Here is a 16,208-nt window from a genome sequence, read left to right on the forward strand (position 1 = left end):
AAGGTTATACCGATTTGCTATTGCAACAGCTTAGATTTTTGAATAACAAATCGACGAGTTATAATTTATTTACAGCCGCATTTTTTTAAGAAAAAAGCAGCCGGACAGATTCCTGTAAAAGCACTCTGCAGCAAATTTAGTCCAACAAATACGGTTAACCAGATAAAACCGGGATGAACAAATTGTGTTAATAAAACAGAGAGTAAAATCATGGAACCAGCCATTACTCTAACACCATTATCAATTGTCATGTTGTGCTCCTTATTATACGAAAATTAGATTAAAACTAGATCTATAGTTTAGCTAGGGCCGCAACTAAAAGGAAATAGACCGCTAATATTATTGTAACCAATATGATTAGCAAAAGCTAATATACATCTATCTCGTTTAGCTATTGATTAAAAAAACTGCCGAGGTAAAATACTTTGACTAACATTAAGGAATTAAAAATGAGTCAATTAGCCGAAATACATGATAAAGCTGGTGAAGTAAGTGAGTTATTAAAAATAATAGCTCATGCGGATCGAATGGTGGTGTTATGTTTGTTATCCGATGGTGAAATGGGCGTATCAGAATTACGTGAGCATACAAAATTAAGTCAATCGGCATTTTCTCAACATCTGGGTGTATTAAGAAAAAACCACCTCGTAAAGGTAAGAAAAAAGTCGCAACAGGTCTTTTATTCTATTGCCGATCCGCGCGTAGATTTGCTGCTTAGTGCATTACAACAAGCTTTTTGCCCTCCTGATGTAAGCAATTGATTTAAAAATGGTTGGAGTCAATTATGGAAAATTTCACACCTTGGTCAGCATTAGCGGGGGGCGCATTAATTGGTCTTTCTGCTGCCCTGCTGATGTTGTTTAGCGGGAAAATAGCTGGAATAAGCACCATCATTGGTGGTTTATTAAATCCCCAGAAACATGAATCGAGCTGGCGAGCCGCTTTTTTAACTGGCATGATAGCCAGCTTTTTAATTGTTGCACCTTTTGGTTTTGAGCTGCCCAATACCACTGGTGAATCAATTGTTGTCGTTTCTCTGGCCGGATTACTAGTTGGTTTCGGTACGCGCTTAGGCAATGGCTGTACCAGCGGGCATGGTATTATCGGGTTGGGACGCTTTTCAAAACGTTCAATTTTTGCCACTATCGCCTTTATGGCTTCGGCTTTTATGGTGGTTTTTGTCCGTAACCAATTTGGGGCACTTTAACAATGTCGAAGTCAAAAATAATTCGTATCAGTGTCGCTCTGGTTGCAGGTCTGTTGTTTGGTATGGGGATGATTATCTCCGAAATGGTTAATCCGGCCAAAGTTCTTGGGTTTTTGAATATTACCGGCAATTGGGACCCCAGCCTTGCATTTGTAATGGGCGGCGCCTTAGCTGTATTCACCCCTATTTATCACTTTGTTATTAAAAAACGTGCGGTTGCTATTAATGGTGATAAATTGAGTTGGACCAGCAATACCAAGATTGATGGTACATTAATTTCCGGATCGCTTATTTTCGGGGCTGGATGGGGGTTAGCCGGTTTTTGCCCCGGCCCTGCCATCACAAGTATTGCCAGTGGCAGTAATATCGTTTTGGCTTTTATCTTGAGCATGATTGTCGGCATAATATTAGCCAAGCAGTACCAACAAGGCCGGTTACCTTTACCTTTTGTTGGTTACCGGAAGAATATCTGCTCAATTTAGTCACGCACTAGAGCAGAGTCATATGCCTGCCCTGTTTTATGGGCAGGCATATGACTAATGATGATGGTGATGCTGTTTCAATAAACTCTTCGGCACTAGTTCAGCAATAAAAAGACGCGCACCCCGGCGTAATAATGAAGTGAGATAAAGTACTAAAATAATCACTAAACTGCCATATTGCCACCAGCTGTAATCACCTTGATATTGTTTTAACCAGGGTAAAGAGACAACATCAATATATTGATTAACCCCTAAACCTATCAAAAAAGCCCCTGCTAAGGTTAACATCGCCAAACTCAGCGCCGCAAAAAAACCCTGTTGCAACTTCACTTGTTTAAGTAATTCCAGGCTAATCGTTGGTGCAATTAATAAAAATGCCATAGCAGCACCAGGTGATAAACCAGAAAGTAATAGGATCGCAATAACAGGCGTAATGCCGGTAGCACAAAGTGCAAAGGGGAATGCAACGATTATCATCACTAAAATTTGTAACCATAAAGCTTGATCAAAAAATGTCCATGCAGACGCAGCTGAGAGTGTTGCAGCTAATGCCCAGCCCAATAAAACCCAAGGCGCCGTATGATCTAACTGTTGCTGGTAACCATCTTTTATCGCATCAATAAAACGAGATCTAGCCACTCCGCATTGAGGAGTGGCTGCAACGACTGGCGATTTAACTGTTTTAAAATGACGTCCTATTAGCCATGCTATCAACAATGCAAAAAGGGCCGCTAAAACAACACGTAGGATAAGCATTTGAGTTCCCAGCAGGGGTAATGAAATAAGTAATGCGTCAAAACCAATAATGGGGGCCGCAATTAAAAATGCGGTCGCAAATGTTTGGTTTGCCCCCAACCCTAATAATTGTTGATGCATTTTACTCGCACTCGGCGAACAGATAGGTAACGGCAAACCATAAATCAGCCCTTTAAGTGCATCTTTAAAAAAAGACGAACTCTCCTGCTCAGGGATAGTTAAAGATAATGCCGGTTTAAAATAATGCATCAAAGCACTTAAAAAGTAGGCAATTAATAACATAGGTGCGCTGTATAAGGCTATATTGAAAAAGTTGAACAGAGTTAATGCGGTATTAAATTGATTATCTTGCTGATGCTCAGCGAGCTCATGATCATGTGCTTGATCCGCCACATGATTATCGATAGCCGCAAGATCATGGTTATCATGTTCATCCACAACAGGATTATCCATTGCAGCAAGCTCATGGTTTTCTGCGTTATGCATCTCATCCACGCCATGATTATCCATTGCTGCAAGCTCATGGTTGTCTGCGTTATGGATCTCATCGACACCATGATTATCCATTGCTGCAAGCTCATGGTTGTCTGCGTTATGCATCTCATCCACGCCATGATTATCCGTTGCTGCAAGCTCATGGTTGTCTGCGTTATGCAAATCAATCCAGCCCTGTTGATTATACTTCTCCTCAACAGCAGCAGGTATTTTCTCATCTTGATGCTCATGGACAGTATAACCTAACCAGTGCGGCAGCAGCACAAAAGCTAATGCTATTAATCCGGCAATGCTGCCTATACCCGCTGAATATTTATTTTCCTGCAACGCTTTTTTATGCCCCGGTTGCGCGCTATGTAAATAGGGGCGATGCAAAACAACATGCATTATTGACCCCATCACAAAGGCCTGTAACCATGACATCCACTGACCATCAAGCTGGGCCAATGAATATTCGCCAAAAAAGGCACCCACTAAGGTCGCAGCAGACATCCCGCATAAAATAACCAAGGGTAATACCCGCCCGTATTGAGGACGTAATAACCACCAGATAGTGATACCAACAGGGAAACGATGCAGTAAAACGCCAATGGCAAGTAACCATCCGGTGCGATCGTTTTGCCCTGCCAGCAAAATAGAACCATCAAGACTTGCATGCAGCACTAAACCCAGGATACTTAAAAAAAGGGTTGTTTGATGGGCCTGGTGCGCCGCTTTATGAAAATATTTCTCGATCCAACCGGGGGCTAATAAACCGCTAACCATCAGCACCAAAACGAATAAACCACCGCTGTGTAATAGCTCAGGCAGAATATGAAAGAGCACCAATCCAGAAATGGTGACAAAAATAAAGGCATCAAGCAAATCTAGCCAACCAGGTTGGCGCTGTAATAATCGGTAGGTAAGTGGCCCTAGAAATAAGGCTAGAATGCTTAAAAAGAGCAACATAAAAAATCTCGAATAATTAAATAAGGTCTATTTTGTTATATTATAACACTTAATAAACAAAGTCTATTTAAGTGTTATAATATAACACTTAAATAAAACAGACTATTTTTATTGCTGATTATTGGTATTGCTCTTTTTTATGCGATTGCCTGTTCAGTTTTTGGTAATGCCAGTGCAAAACAGCCGGCGATGACGATAAATACGCTGGAAACGAGTAAGCAGGCTGTTAATCCAAAACTGACAAATACCCAACCTGAAAGCAGGGTACCTATTAAACGCCCCATCGCATTGGCCATATAATAAAAACCGATATCTAAAGAAACACCTTCGCGCTGTGCATAACTGACAATCAAATAACTGTGTAAAGAGGAATTGATCGCAAATAGCGCCCCAAAAATAAATAAGCCCAGAATAAACAATACGGGTAAAAAAAGCTCAAATTGTAACGAGGCGATCACCAGCAAAGGGGTAAGGGATAATGCAAAAGCCCAGCCAGCCGCACTTTTTCCATCAGGTAATCGGCCTGCTTTTTTACCGGTAAAATAGGGAGCAATAGACTGAATTAAACCATAAACAATGACCCAAAGTGCAATCATTCCACCGACACTCCAGTAACTCCAACCAAAGGTTTGGCTTAGGTAAACTGGCAAGGCAACCACAAACCAAACGTCCCTTGACGCAAACAAAAATAATCTGGCAGCAGATAAAATATTTATCTGTCTGCTTTTTGAAAATATTTCCGTAAATTTTACTTTTTGGGTCGCTTTACCCAGATCCTGCTTTAATAAAATTAAACTGCTACACCAGATTACAAACAAAAAAATGGCCATCAGTAAAACGGCCGATTGGAAACTGGTAATAGATAAAAGCACACCCCCTAAAAAGAAACCCACTCCCTTCAAGGTGTTTTTAGAGCCGGTTAAAATAGCGACCCATTTATATAAGGTGCCCTGCTGCTCATCCTTAACAAACAATTTAATTGCACTTTTTGCGCTCATCTTATTAAGATCTTTGGCAATGCCCGATAGCGCCTGGGCAAACATTACCCAGGGAATAATTAACCACTCGTTAGGCACGGCTAACATAAGCAGGGCAATGACCTGCATTAACAAGCCAATATTCATGGTGCGATTTAATCCTAACCGAGTTCCCAGCCAGCCACCCACTAAATTAGTAACAACCCCGAATATCTCATAAAAGAGAAATAAGAAAGCCACCTGCAGCGCATCGTAACCAAGTTGATGGAAGTATAAAACAACCAGCATCCGTAAAGCACCATCGGTTAGGGTAAATGCCCAGTAATTAGCGGTAACCACCATATACTGGCGCAACTCCGCGGATAGTTTATTAAATCGCGTATTCATTATTATTTTACCGTTCCCACTAAGCGCACTAGTTCGGCGGTGCGGTTAACATAACCCCATTCATTGTCATACCAGACGTACAATTTAAGTTGTGTCTCGTTAACCACCATAGTTGATAACGCATCAATCACACTCGAGCGTGGATCAGTTTTATAATCGATGGAAACCAATGGACGACTTTCATAACCCAGCACCCCCTTTAACTCACCGTTAGCCGCATTTTCCAATGCCTCATTAACCTGTTCAACGGTAACACTTTTGTTTAACTCAAAAACACAGTCCGTCAGCGATGCATTGGCTAAGGGGACACGCACCGCATGGCCATTTAAGCGTCCTTTTAGTTCCGGAAATATTTCAGTAATAGCGGTTGCCGATCCGGTGGTTGTAGGAATTAAACTCATGCCGCAAGCACGGGCCCGACGCAAATCCTTATGCGGCGCATCCAAGATAGTTTGGGTATTAGTCAGATCATGAATAGTGGTCATAGAACCGTGTTTAATACCAAATTGTTCCTGAATCACCTTAATAACCGGACCAAGACAATTTGTAGTACAAGAGGCTGCCGTGACGATTTGATGCGCATCATAATCAAAAAGGTGATCATTGACTCCCATCACAACGTTCAATACTCCCTCCTCTTTAACGGGCGCGCTCACCACAACACGTTTCACTCCCTGGTCTAAATAAGCCTGCAATAAGGATTTTTTGCGCATAACACCCGATGCTTCAATCACCACATCACAGTTCGACCAGTCTGTTGCACCTATCTCTTTGTTGTGAGTGACCTTGATGGTTTTACCATCACAAACAATAGTATCGTCTAAAGCTTCAGCTTGTGAGCTCCAGCGACCATGAATAGAATCAAAATTAAGTAAATGTGCCAAGGTTTTTGCATCACCGGCAGGATCATTAATTTGTACAAATTCAAAATCAGGCCATTCCCAAGAGGCACGTAAAGCTAAACGTCCAATGCGGCCAAAACCATTAATGCCAATCTTAATTGTCATATTTAATATCCTTAATTTGTTATTAGTTATCAGCTGTCAGTTATCAGCTATCGGCTATCAGCTATCAGCTATCGGCTATCAGCTATCGGCTATCAGTAATTAGTAGCAGTTATTCAATGCTTATTAAGAGCAGCAGTTTTTATTACCATCCGGTCCCTCAGGCATTTTTTTAAGTTTCCCGACAGCATTATTCAGGAAAACGGGATGGTGCTCAGTTGTGAGCTTAATAATCTCTTTCATCCAAAACGCTAAATTCGGGTTTAAGCGGTAATAAGCCCACTGTCTTTGCTTGCGCACCAGCAGTAAACCACATTGCCTAAGCTGTGCAAGATGGCGTGAGACTTTTGTTTGGCTATCATCTAACGCCACCATCAATTCACCTACACATAGCTCGTTTTCATGTTGAATAAGTATCAATATTTTTAAACGGGTATCATCTGCAAGGCACTTAAAAAATTGAGTTGAGCTCATAACACCTCATGCCATTAATCTGTTTATATGTGGAATACCACATATACCCTAAAGCACAAATATGACAGAAATATGACAGAGGGCTAAAAAATGACTCTTTCAATGCGTTATTAAGAGCAAGAGGGATTAAACATGGGAGAGTTGGCCGCGATAAGATAGCCATTCAATGAACGGCTATCGTATACCAAAAGAACTAAAAAAGTGAACACCCTTGCTGGTTAAAATCATCCCTAACTGCGTTGTGAGTTTTATTCAGAACATCCTGTTCTTCACCACTTTGTGGCCAGCTAAAGCTGTTCAAAATTGTTCCATACCATTTTGTGAAGGAGAATAACGATCGAATGCAACTCACGCCTTATTAGTGCTAATTTTTCCTTCGCAATCATTGATCACTTCATTAATTTTTTTGGTATTATAAATATAAATGGCTTATTTTAAACTGTTTGCCAGATCTGTTAAATAATCACGATGGCATAAATGCATAAATGCATTAGGCCGAACAGCCTGAATACGCGCCATAAGAGGCGCTAAGGACTCGCCGCGTTCAATAAGGATTTGCGCACTAATCAGGCCCGTACGTCCGGAGCCCCCTTTGCAATGCACTGCAATGGTTTTACCCTGTGCAATTAAATCATGCACAATCGGGCCGGCACTTTTCCAAGCCTTCAAAAACGGGTTTCCAGGCGCTTCGTCATCAACAATAGGCAGATGAAACCACTGCAGTCCCTGTGCCTCGCTAGCTTTCCCAATATCAGATAACTGGTTTTTATCCAGTTCTCTTTGGGTCATAAAGGTTAATAATGCCACCGCACCAGCGTCTTTTATTTGTTGAAGTGAATTGACCAAATCGGCCTCTTTTGTGCCCGGGCAAGGGGTTAAAATTATGCTGGCAGTACTGTTTTCAACGCTGAGTGTAAAAAGGGGATGAATAGACATAAGGTTACCTGTTAAAAATTGTAAAAAAAGCAGAAGAGGCTCTGCTTTGACTATACTCGAACTGCTTTAAGAGTCAGAAATCTGACCTTGCTCTATTTATAATTTATGATATCAATATTTTATTTTGATGACATAAATAATAACAAGCCTTTGCGGTAATAATTATTAGCTTCATCGAGGCGATCCGCTTTTTCCAGTATTTTGGCCAGTAGCGCAAAATCGTCGACATTAGGATCCAGTTCGACCCCTTTTTGCAAATGCTCGATCGCTGCTGATTCGTTGTCTTCATTTAATTTTAGCTTCGCGAGCGCATGATGAATAGCCCCATTTTCCGGATCTTTTTTAAGTTGCTTTTCCAGGATTAAAATCAGCTTGTTGTTATCCATAATCTTTATCTTGTCCACATAAGCCAGTAGTGTGACATTGAAATGCTCTTTAAGCTTTTCTCCTAAAAAATACTCAGCAAATTCATAATATTTCCCCTCAATAAAAGCATCTAGCATTGCGCTTTGGTAAGCGACATCTTTGCGCATGCTGCGCGATGATTTGTCATTCCATAATGCCTGCAGGGCCTCGCCGCTCTGCAGGGCTAACTGCTTAAAAAGGTGCTGATAAGCATTTAATTTAATCGCCTCAAACTCAGTATCAACTAAGGACAAATACTTACGTTGCTTGATTAAGACCTCAATATAATCAGCCCACTGATTTAACGGGGGATAAATATCCAAGTACAATTTTGCAATACGCTTATTACCCGGAAAGGTGCTATCCAACTCCTTAAGCTTAATAAGAGCATCTGCAAATTGTTTTGCTTCAATCTGTAATTCAATCCACACCAAACCAACGGCTAAGTTACAGCCTTTTTGGCTTTTTGTTGCCTGCTGCAGATAAGAGTCACGTAATGCATAGTCACCTTGCTGCTGCGCAGCGTTAGCTGCTGCAATATAAGTTAAGGCAGGCGCTGCCGTTTTCTCAGCTGATTTGGACAATAACTTTTGCGCTTGTCGACTATTACCTTCGAGCAGCGCTAACATACCTAATAAACTGTTTCTTTGTGCTTTTCTAGTTTTACGCTGACCGAACCAACCACGAGTAATAGAGCTCATTGAAAGTAATTTACGTAAAATCCATTCAATTAATCCTAATAAAAAATAAAAGACAACGGTCGCAATAAGCGCATTAATAATCGTTGTTTCATAGGTGGTATAGTTATCAAGAGAAATTAAAATATAACCCTTATTACTGCTAATTTCAGGACCAAAAAATAATCCGGCGATCAGTGCTGCAATGACTATAATAATTCGAATCATAATATTCTCCCTATTCTTCAGTCGAATTAGCGAGTGATTTGTTTACCCGCTGTGTCATTATACGCGCCAGTACAGTTGCGCTTTTTAACTGATCGGGGTAATCAACGGACACCTTTTTATCTCTTAAACTCTGAATAGATTTGAAAAAGTAGTTGGTGGTATTATCGGTTAAATCATAATAATCAGTTAATAAATCAGACGCAGTTTGCATCGCTATGTCATAAATATCTTGCTGCTCACGGTAAACTGCAAACTCAGCCTTAGCGAGCTCCGCGCGTAAATTCTCCTGTAAATACCACTTTTGCTCCGAAGAGAGTAACGCTTGTACTTTCACATCACGTTTATTGATAACCACAAAACTCTCAACAAAACTGCGCCATGATTTGGATAAGTTTTCATTCCAATCTTTAATATCAGTTGAAACTTCACTTTTATCTTTGCTGTCCGGTGTTGATAAATTTAACCCCACCACCAGCAGTTTATCCGCCCTACTTTCAAGGTTAGAAAGCGCTAAAATCAGACCATCAGGATCGCGTTTCGGTAAAGATTCTAAACTGTTAATATCTTCTAATAATGCAGAGCGCAATGGATTAAGACTAGGATCGCTTAATACCAGCAGACGCTGATCAGCAGCGCTAAGAAGCGCAACGGCTGTTGCCAGATCACTTTCTAACCAAATTTTACTGCCCGCTAAACGTATTAGGTATTCCACTTCAGCCAGAATCCAATCATTTGGGTGACGCACTGTTGTTTCTGCCATGCGGCGCTGTAAAGACTGCAGATCGCTGCTATAAAGCTTATTTTGATTTTTCACTTGTCGAAGTTGCTGATTAACCTGCACTAATGCCGACTCTAACGTTGCATTTTGTTGATTAAGGGTGGCTTCCTGAGAAGATAAACTGCTACTCAACTGAGCCATTTTGGCTTGCTGCTGATCCGTTAGCGTTTTATTCAGTTTATAAAAATAACCTGCTGATAAAATTAAAGTAACAATCAGAAACAGGGCTAATAAAGCAATAACCAGCGCTGATTTGCTGCTTTTAGGGTTTTTATTGACGGGGATATTTTCTGATTCAGCAGCCGAAAGGTCAGATTTGAGCTCCTCATTATCGATTATTTCTTCATTATCATTATCATTATTACTCTTGGTCATAACCACCCTCACATTTTTTAGTCAAAAAGGTTTAATTACTAATATACATGACTATCTTTTTTTACTAATGTTTAAAATAATCAATCACTTGCTGATCAGACATTCCGGGAAGTACTTTTGTATTTGACCAGCCCCAACGCTTTGCCTGATCGAGTATACGCTCACTTGGGGCATAAATAGTAAGCTCCTTCAACCATTCATGCGCGGCAAGCGGCACAACAGACATTAATCTTTCCAGCAATTCAATACTACTGATAATAGCACCATTAATATTTTGTTGTTGCCATTCTTTTATTAAAGCTTTCCCACACAGTACAATAGCAACACGTTGATAAGGCTGATAATAATCAACGATTGCCCCGCGTTGTCTTAAGGTGTCACAGAGTAACTCACGGCCGCCGACTCCGCGTAAAATAAGGATATGCTTACCCTGTAAATTCAGTAATAAGGGTAAATCAAGTAACCCTTCACTATCAAAGCATTTTTCAGGCACAACGACATTCTGCGTGGTTGCTGCTTTTAGCTTAGCCTGAGTCGCTAATCCAACAGCTAAATATTCAGTCTGCGGCCAGTTGATACCCGCCAGAGCCTTCTGGGTATAGTCAACCGCATTGGGACTTACCGCGATAATATAATCATAATTTTTTGCCAACACTTTACTTGCATGGTTAAATTCTGTTGTTTTCTGAAGTGCCAATAAGGGTTGCGCAAAGGCAACCGTCCCCTGCGCATTGAGTAAATTCACTAAGCGTTGTGCATGAGGTGCAAAACGTGTCACTAATAAGCGCGCTTCTTTCATTGGTTTTTATAAACTTCAGCAAGAATTTCTTCTGCGCCGCAGGCTAATAATTGCTCAGCAAGGGTAATGCCTAATTGCTGCGCATCATTCTGATGGCCAGTTATTTCTTTGCGGATAATCTGTTTCCCATCTACACTGCCAACTAAACCGCGCAAAAATAGTTGTTCATTTTCAAGTATGGCAAAGCTCCCAATAGGCACCTGACAACCGCCCTGCAATTTGAGATTCATTGCTCGTTCAGCCGTTATTCTTATGCGCGTTTCTGGATCTTCAAGTGGTTTCAATAAGGTGATAGTCTGCTCGTCATCTAAACGGCATTCAATTCCGACTGCGCCTTGCCCTACAGCGGGAAGGCTAACCTCAGGTGCGATCAAAGAGGTGATTCTATGTTGCATTTCTAAACGCATTAAACCCGCTGCGGCTAAAATAATAGCATCGTATTCACCCTCATCTAACTTACGTAAACGTGTATTCACATTACCACGCAGATTTTTAATAATAATGTCCGGGCGTAAAGCTAGAATCTGACATTGACGGCGCAGGCTGCAGGTCCCCACTATTGCACCTTCTGGTAGCTCATCTAACTGTTTATAATGATTGGACACAAAAGCATCATGGGGATCTTCTCGTTTACAAATAGTTGTTAACCCTAATCCCTCGGGGAAATCAACAGGCACATCCTTTATCGAATGTACCGCGATATCTGCTCGCCCTTCTAATATGGCAACTTCTAACTCTTTAACAAAAAGACCTTTTCCGCCCACTTTAGCTAAAGGCGTATCTAATATTATATCGCCTTTAGTTTTCATCGGTAAAAGTTCAACGATTAGATTCGGGTGATATTTTAAAAGTTCTGATTTAATAAAGTTAGCTTGCCACATAGCCAGAGGGCTATGGCGAGTCGCAATACGAATTTTTTGAGCAGTCATTTATGCATTTTCTCGTGAATAAAATAATCCTTTGATGCTATCAAAGATAAGCTTAATAAGCATGCGGATTTACACAAAAATGCCCATCTGGGGGAAAAATGAATGGTCGCCTGGCGGGTGATGGAGTAATAGATAGTCATTGCGAATCAAAAAATGATATCAACCTTTATTTTAACCGCCAATATTGATGCGCACTGTTATTATGACAATATGCATCGAAGTTTGCTTAAAATTGAAATATCTAAGCTAAGCCGTTAAAAAAAAAGTGAAAAAGATTGTTACAAAAACAATAACCTAGCGATAGCTTTTATGATCAAAACCACCAGCTTTAACTAAAGGAGCTAACATTTTTTCCAGCCCGTTTAATTTTATTTCATAGATCAAAGCTAACTGCCGCCCCAGTTTTCCTTCAGGAAAACCTTTGCTATTAAACCAGACTAAATAAGGCTCCGGCAGATAAATCAGCTTACGCCCCGCATATTTACCAAAGGGCATCACTTGATTGATTGCTTCACTGAGCACTTTGGGATCATCTAACAATAATACTGCCTCTTAAAAATCGTAGCCGATATGCTTGTCACCATTTATTGGCTGCTATACCGGCTTAGTTGTTTTTACACTTTTGCTAAGGCTTGCTCAACATCGGCAATAATATCATCGATGTTTTCAATACCCACAGAAATACGGACCAAATCTTCACTGACACCCGTCGCTTTTAGTTCATCGGGATTCAGCTGGCGATGCGTTGTTGAAGCCGGGTGACAGGCTAACGACTTAGCATCACCTATATTAACTAAGCGTAGAATCATCTCCAGCGCATCAATAAATTGACCGCCTGATACTGCGCCGCCTTTAATACCAAAGCTTAAAATACCAGAAGCCTTACCGCCACATATTTTTTGACAGATTGAATAATAAGGGCTGCTTTTAAGTGCGGCGTAGTTAACCCACTCAACTTTTTCATGTGTACTGAGGTAAGCTGCTAATTTCTCAGCATTTTCACAGTGCCGCTCCATGCGTAAACACAAGGTTTCTAAACCCTGCATAATTTGAAACGAATTCATTGGTGAAATCGCTGCGCCGGTATTACGCAACGGTACAACACGGCAACGTCCAATATAAGCTGCAGCACCTAATGCTTCGGTATAAACAACACCATGATAAGAAGGATCCGGTTCATTTAAAATAGCAAAGCGCTTTTTATTTGCGACCCAGTCAAACTTACCTGAATCAACAATAATACCGCCAATACAGGTACCGTGACCGCCGATATATTTCGTCAGTGAATGCACCACAATATCAGCACCAAACTCAAAGGGACGACATAATACCGGTGTAGCAACGGTATTATCCACAATCAGAGGGACACCGTGACGATGGGCAATCTCAGCCAACTTTTCAAGATCAACAATATTACCGGCAGGGTTACCAATTGATTCACAAAAAACCGCCCGCGTATTTTCATCTATTGCATCCTCAAAGCCCTGATAATCATCAAAGTTGACCATTCGGGCTTCGATACCCTGCTTAGGCAATGAGTGGGCGAAGAGGTTATAAGTGCCGCCATAGAGTTGACTGCTGCTCACAATGTTAGTACCAACTTCGCATATACATTGTATCGCATAAGTGATTGCTGACATCCCTGATGCCACGGCCAGTGCGCCGATCCCGCCCTCCATCGCTGCGATCCGTTTTTCCAGTACATCCGTGGTAGGATTCATAATACGCGTATAAATATTACCGGGAACCTTTAAATCAAACAGATCTGCACCGTGCTGGGTATCATCAAAAGTATAGGAAGTGGTTAGATAAATTGGCACAGCTGCAGCTTTGGTAGTGGCTTCAGACTCATAACCACAGTGTAACGCGAGAGATTCTAATTTCATAAATACGCCTATTAAAAAATAATGAATGTATACCCTAATAAAACCGTTCAAAAATAGCACTGTTAATGTCCAATAAACAGCCTTTTTATGCATTTATCACAGATAGAAATAGCTAAAAACAAAAAATCAGAGGTTGGTCAGACATTGCTTATTAGCAGTCATGATTTTTAAATATGCATATGACTCAGCAATAAATACCTTTAATATTAATCATATTAATTATGCGGATTGCTATAAATTAAAAACCGGATGAGAACAATGCCAGACAATATTAAAATTTGTAAAAAAAATCAGCTGGATTTATTACGTGCTATCTCAATTGAAACCTATCGGGATACATTTTCAAACAGCAACAGTGAAACATTAATGACACACTATTTTCAGGATGCCTTAAATAAAGAAAAACTGCAGGCAGAACTGAATCATCCCAACAGTACTTTCTATTTTATCTACGTTGCAAAAAAAGTGGCTGGTTTTTTAAAAGTAAATGTCATGAGCGCACAAACAGATATTAAGGATTATCATGCATTAGAGATTGAACGTTTTTATATTCGGAAGTCTTTTTTACGTAAAGGATTAGGTAAACAGTTGATGAATTTTACTTGTGATTTAGCCCGGCAAGAGAATAAAGAGTTTATCTGGTTAGGAGTTTGGGAAAATAACATTCCTGCATTACACTTTTATAAAAAAATGGGATTTTATAAAATAGGCACCCACCCCTTTAATATGGCCGGTGATATTCAAACTGATTTACTACTGCAGAAAGATCTATAGACAAATGCTGCTATTCTGAAAAGGGAGCAACTGCTAACTAAATGATTATGATACTATTCTTTTAAACACAACGGATAAAAAATGAGAGGATTCGATGGATTTTACAGTGTACGATTTAGCATTTAGTGGCTTACTTGTGGTTTTGCTGACCCTAGTGGGGCAGTCTTTTGTCGCAAATATTAGCAAATCGAGATTACCTAATCATATTCCGGGTAAAATAGATCCTTCACTTGGGCATGAGAGCTTTGCCTACCGTGCTAATCGCACTATGGAAAACTCTTTAGAAAATATCAGTGTTTTTCTTGGCAGTGCTTTTTTAGCTATTTTAATCAACGTTGATCCATTTTGGACCGCGCTGACTGTCTGGGTTTATGCCCTCGCACGTATCATACATATGATATTGTACTATCTTATCGCTACGGAAAAAAACCCAAGCCCGCGCTCTTACTTTTACCTGCTTGGGTTATTTGCCAATATCCTATTATTAATACTGATATTTATAAAGTTGGTCGATTAGGGTTAAAAACCACCGGCATCAGTACAACAACAGGCAGATAATTAATCTTCAGGTGCGAATGCCACTAAAAAAGATTTAATTTTTTGCCTATTGCCTGTGCATCCAGATTTTCTATATCCGCAACGTTAATCGTATTTTCACCAATGACCCCAAAACTACTTGGATTAGTGTGGCTGTATAAACCAATACAGCTTGCTCCTGCCGCGTCCGCTAAATGCAGCGGCCCGGTGTCACAGCAGATAAAAGCATCTAAATGCTTAAGCACAGCAGCTAAGTGACGCAGATCGGCAGTCTGAAAGGTTTTTACGCCCGTTTTTATTGGACTGCTAATATCCGGACTTAATATCTCTACCCACTGAACCTGTTGATTTGTCGCTCTTTCAAATTTTGATAAAATAGTTAACCAGGTCTTGTCAGATAATAATTTATCCCCGCGCGCACCTCTAAAATAGGCAATAGTTAAACGCGCCTGATTATTGCGCAAATTCCGACTGACTTGCAATCCGCTATCCAGCTCTTCTTTGGTAAAGGCTAAAGTATGCAAAAAAGGCTCAACAAGGGTATGACCTAAGCCCTCTAAAACAGATAAACAGCCAAGAGCGGCATGCTCTCTCGGGTTCTCTATGCGGACGGCATGCATACAAATTAAGTTACGCTGGGGATGATAGCTTGAAACTTTATTTCGTCCATCTAAGAGTGCCGTTATAATAGTATCGCCAGCGGAAGTCTGAGGAAGCAAAATCATATCGTAAGTGATTTTCCGTAGTGTTTTCATCATTTTTAAAAATTTAAAAATTCCCTGAAACGAAAAGTGGGAATAATAGAAATGATTGATTTCTAAATTATTAAAAATATTACTTTGCCATGGTTCATTAAGCATTATATCGATTTTTGCATCGGGATAAGCATCACGAAGCTGGCGGACAAAAGGTAATAAAAAGTAGATATTGCCAATACGCTTATTATTACGAATCAGGAGAATATGTTTTACTTTATCTTTTGTGAGCTTATGCTTTTCTAAATTCGCTGTATTACTGAAAAGGTGATAAAACGCTGTTTCAAGGTTGGGCATTTTACTGCGGCGAAATTGATCAAACTTTCTCAATTGGTGTTTTAAGGTCATTTTTTAACTCTATTTAGGGAGATAACCACGGTTATATCAATTAGTAACGTG

At 40.3% G+C, this 16,208-nt stretch carries 18 protein-coding genes; 5 read left to right on the forward strand and 13 right to left on the reverse strand.

The genetic code is table 11. From position 1 onward, the window contains the following. Positions 1-65: 65 nt before the first annotated feature. Positions 66-251: a YgaP family membrane protein gene (locus tag PING_RS18720; protein ID WP_011771861.1), complete on the reverse strand. Its 186-nt coding sequence runs from the start codon at positions 249-251 to the stop codon at positions 66-68. Positions 252-449: 198 nt separating this feature from the next. Between PING_RS18720 and PING_RS18725 the strand changes: the two genes are divergently transcribed. The 3 genes from PING_RS18725 to PING_RS18735 are packed head-to-tail and all read left to right on the forward strand — an operon-like array spanning position 450 to position 1,689. After that, a complete protein-coding gene (locus PING_RS18725; RefSeq protein WP_011771862.1) occupies positions 450-761 on the forward strand; it encodes an ArsR/SmtB family transcription factor in 312 nt (103 codons plus the stop codon). Positions 762-784: 23 nt separating this feature from the next. Then, entirely contained in the window at positions 785-1,207 is a 423-nt protein-coding gene (locus tag PING_RS18730; protein ID WP_011771863.1) for a YeeE/YedE family protein, read from the forward strand. Between the two features lie 2 nt (positions 1,208-1,209). Further along, positions 1,210-1,689 (forward strand): YeeE/YedE family protein, encoded by a 480-nt coding sequence (locus PING_RS18735; RefSeq protein ID WP_011771864.1) that lies wholly within the window; start codon positions 1,210-1,212, stop codon positions 1,687-1,689. A gap of 54 nt (positions 1,690-1,743) precedes the next feature. Here the strand turns inward: PING_RS18735 and PING_RS18740 are convergent, their stop codons facing one another. The 11 genes from PING_RS18740 to PING_RS18790 all read right to left on the reverse strand — a co-directional run bounded on the left by PING_RS18740 (position 1,744) and on the right by PING_RS18790 (position 13,743). Beyond that, positions 1,744-3,888 carry a permease gene (locus PING_RS18740; protein WP_011771865.1) on the reverse strand — a complete coding sequence of 715 codons (2,145 nt, stop codon included), beginning with the start codon at positions 3,886-3,888 and terminating at the stop codon, positions 1,744-1,746. A gap of 137 nt (positions 3,889-4,025) precedes the next feature. Continuing rightward, positions 4,026-5,252, reverse strand: coding sequence for an organoarsenical effux MFS transporter ArsJ (gene arsJ / locus PING_RS18745; protein ID WP_011771866.1), 1,227 nt, complete (start codon positions 5,250-5,252; stop codon positions 4,026-4,028). 2 nt (positions 5,253-5,254) lie between these two features. Next, positions 5,255-6,259, reverse strand: a complete 1,005-nt coding sequence (locus PING_RS18750) for an ArsJ-associated glyceraldehyde-3-phosphate dehydrogenase (protein ID WP_011771867.1) — start codon at positions 6,257-6,259, stop codon at positions 5,255-5,257. Positions 6,260-6,382: 123 nt separating this feature from the next. Next, positions 6,383-6,730 carry a metalloregulator ArsR/SmtB family transcription factor gene (locus PING_RS18755; protein WP_011771868.1) on the reverse strand — a complete coding sequence of 116 codons (348 nt, stop codon included), beginning with the start codon at positions 6,728-6,730 and terminating at the stop codon, positions 6,383-6,385. Between the two features lie 429 nt (positions 6,731-7,159). Beyond that, on the reverse strand, positions 7,160-7,666 hold the full coding sequence (locus PING_RS18760) for a phosphatase domain-containing putative toxin (protein WP_011771869.1): 507 nt from the start codon (positions 7,664-7,666) through the stop codon (positions 7,160-7,162). A 119-nt stretch (positions 7,667-7,785) separates the two neighbouring features. Next, positions 7,786-8,976, reverse strand: coding sequence for a heme biosynthesis HemY N-terminal domain-containing protein (locus tag PING_RS18765; protein ID WP_011771870.1), 1,191 nt, complete (start codon positions 8,974-8,976; stop codon positions 7,786-7,788). A 10-nt stretch (positions 8,977-8,986) separates the two neighbouring features. Next, positions 8,987-10,129, reverse strand: coding sequence for a uroporphyrinogen-III C-methyltransferase (locus tag PING_RS18770; protein ID WP_011771871.1), 1,143 nt, complete (start codon positions 10,127-10,129; stop codon positions 8,987-8,989). A gap of 64 nt (positions 10,130-10,193) precedes the next feature. Next, positions 10,194-10,928, reverse strand: coding sequence for a uroporphyrinogen-III synthase (locus tag PING_RS18775; RefSeq protein WP_011771872.1), 735 nt, complete (start codon positions 10,926-10,928; stop codon positions 10,194-10,196). Further along, positions 10,925-11,857 (reverse strand): hydroxymethylbilane synthase, encoded by a 933-nt coding sequence (hemC, locus tag PING_RS18780; protein ID WP_011771873.1) that lies wholly within the window; start codon positions 11,855-11,857, stop codon positions 10,925-10,927. Before hemC ends, PING_RS18775 begins: the two co-directional genes overlap by 4 nt. Before the next feature lie 294 nt (positions 11,858-12,151). Then, entirely contained in the window at positions 12,152-12,397 is a 246-nt protein-coding gene (locus PING_RS18785; protein ID WP_011771874.1) for a DUF3820 family protein, read from the reverse strand. Positions 12,398-12,471: 74 nt separating this feature from the next. Then, positions 12,472-13,743 carry an O-acetylhomoserine aminocarboxypropyltransferase/cysteine synthase family protein gene (locus tag PING_RS18790; RefSeq protein WP_011771875.1) on the reverse strand — a complete coding sequence of 424 codons (1,272 nt, stop codon included), beginning with the start codon at positions 13,741-13,743 and terminating at the stop codon, positions 12,472-12,474. Between the two features lie 258 nt (positions 13,744-14,001). Between PING_RS18790 and PING_RS18795 the strand changes: the two genes are divergently transcribed. Beyond that, entirely contained in the window at positions 14,002-14,517 is a 516-nt protein-coding gene (locus tag PING_RS18795; protein WP_041766712.1) for a GNAT family N-acetyltransferase, read from the forward strand. Positions 14,518-14,611: 94 nt separating this feature from the next. Beyond that, a complete protein-coding gene (locus tag PING_RS18800) occupies positions 14,612-15,034 on the forward strand; it encodes an MAPEG family protein (protein ID WP_011771877.1) in 423 nt (140 codons plus the stop codon). 64 nt (positions 15,035-15,098) lie between these two features. Here the strand turns inward: PING_RS18800 and PING_RS18805 are convergent, their stop codons facing one another. Then, positions 15,099-16,157 (reverse strand): glycosyltransferase family 9 protein, encoded by a 1,059-nt coding sequence (locus PING_RS18805; RefSeq protein ID WP_011771878.1) that lies wholly within the window; start codon positions 16,155-16,157, stop codon positions 15,099-15,101. Positions 16,158-16,208: the final 51 nt, after the last annotated feature.

Origin of the sequence: Psychromonas ingrahamii 37 (genome assembly GCF_000015285.1) — a bacterium.
Taxonomy (GTDB): domain Bacteria; phylum Pseudomonadota; class Gammaproteobacteria; order Enterobacterales; family Psychromonadaceae; genus Psychromonas; species Psychromonas ingrahamii.

Bases quoted from the DNA above. Each gene is read 5' to 3' on its own strand.
- PING_RS18720 (WP_011771861.1), bottom strand. From the start codon at position 251: ATGACAATTGATAATGGTGTTAGAGTAATGGCTGGTTCCATGATTTTA.
- PING_RS18725 (WP_011771862.1), top strand. From the start codon at position 450: ATGAGTCAATTAGCCGAAATACATGATAAAGCTGGTGAAGTAAGTGAG.
- PING_RS18730 (WP_011771863.1), top strand. From the start codon at position 785: ATGGAAAATTTCACACCTTGGTCAGCATTAGCGGGGGGCGCATTAATT.
- PING_RS18735 (WP_011771864.1), top strand. From the start codon at position 1,210: ATGTCGAAGTCAAAAATAATTCGTATCAGTGTCGCTCTGGTTGCAGGT.
- PING_RS18740 (WP_011771865.1), bottom strand. From the start codon at position 3,888: ATGTTGCTCTTTTTAAGCATTCTAGCCTTATTTCTAGGGCCACTTACC.
- arsJ (WP_011771866.1), bottom strand. From the start codon at position 5,252: ATGAATACGCGATTTAATAAACTATCCGCGGAGTTGCGCCAGTATATG.
- PING_RS18750 (WP_011771867.1), bottom strand. From the start codon at position 6,259: ATGACAATTAAGATTGGCATTAATGGTTTTGGCCGCATTGGACGTTTA.
- PING_RS18755 (WP_011771868.1), bottom strand. From the start codon at position 6,730: ATGAGCTCAACTCAATTTTTTAAGTGCCTTGCAGATGATACCCGTTTA.
- PING_RS18760 (WP_011771869.1), bottom strand. From the start codon at position 7,666: ATGTCTATTCATCCCCTTTTTACACTCAGCGTTGAAAACAGTACTGCC.
- PING_RS18765 (WP_011771870.1), bottom strand. From the start codon at position 8,976: ATGATTCGAATTATTATAGTCATTGCAGCACTGATCGCCGGATTATTT.
- PING_RS18770 (WP_011771871.1), bottom strand. From the start codon at position 10,129: ATGACCAAGAGTAATAATGATAATGATAATGAAGAAATAATCGATAAT.
- PING_RS18775 (WP_011771872.1), bottom strand. From the start codon at position 10,928: ATGAAAGAAGCGCGCTTATTAGTGACACGTTTTGCACCTCATGCACAA.
- hemC (WP_011771873.1), bottom strand. From the start codon at position 11,857: ATGACTGCTCAAAAAATTCGTATTGCGACTCGCCATAGCCCTCTGGCT.
- PING_RS18790 (WP_011771875.1), bottom strand. From the start codon at position 13,743: ATGAAATTAGAATCTCTCGCGTTACACTGTGGTTATGAGTCTGAAGCC.
- PING_RS18795 (WP_041766712.1), top strand. From the start codon at position 14,002: ATGCCAGACAATATTAAAATTTGTAAAAAAAATCAGCTGGATTTATTA.
- PING_RS18800 (WP_011771877.1), top strand. From the start codon at position 14,612: ATGGATTTTACAGTGTACGATTTAGCATTTAGTGGCTTACTTGTGGTT.
- PING_RS18805 (WP_011771878.1), bottom strand. From the start codon at position 16,157: ATGACCTTAAAACACCAATTGAGAAAGTTTGATCAATTTCGCCGCAGT.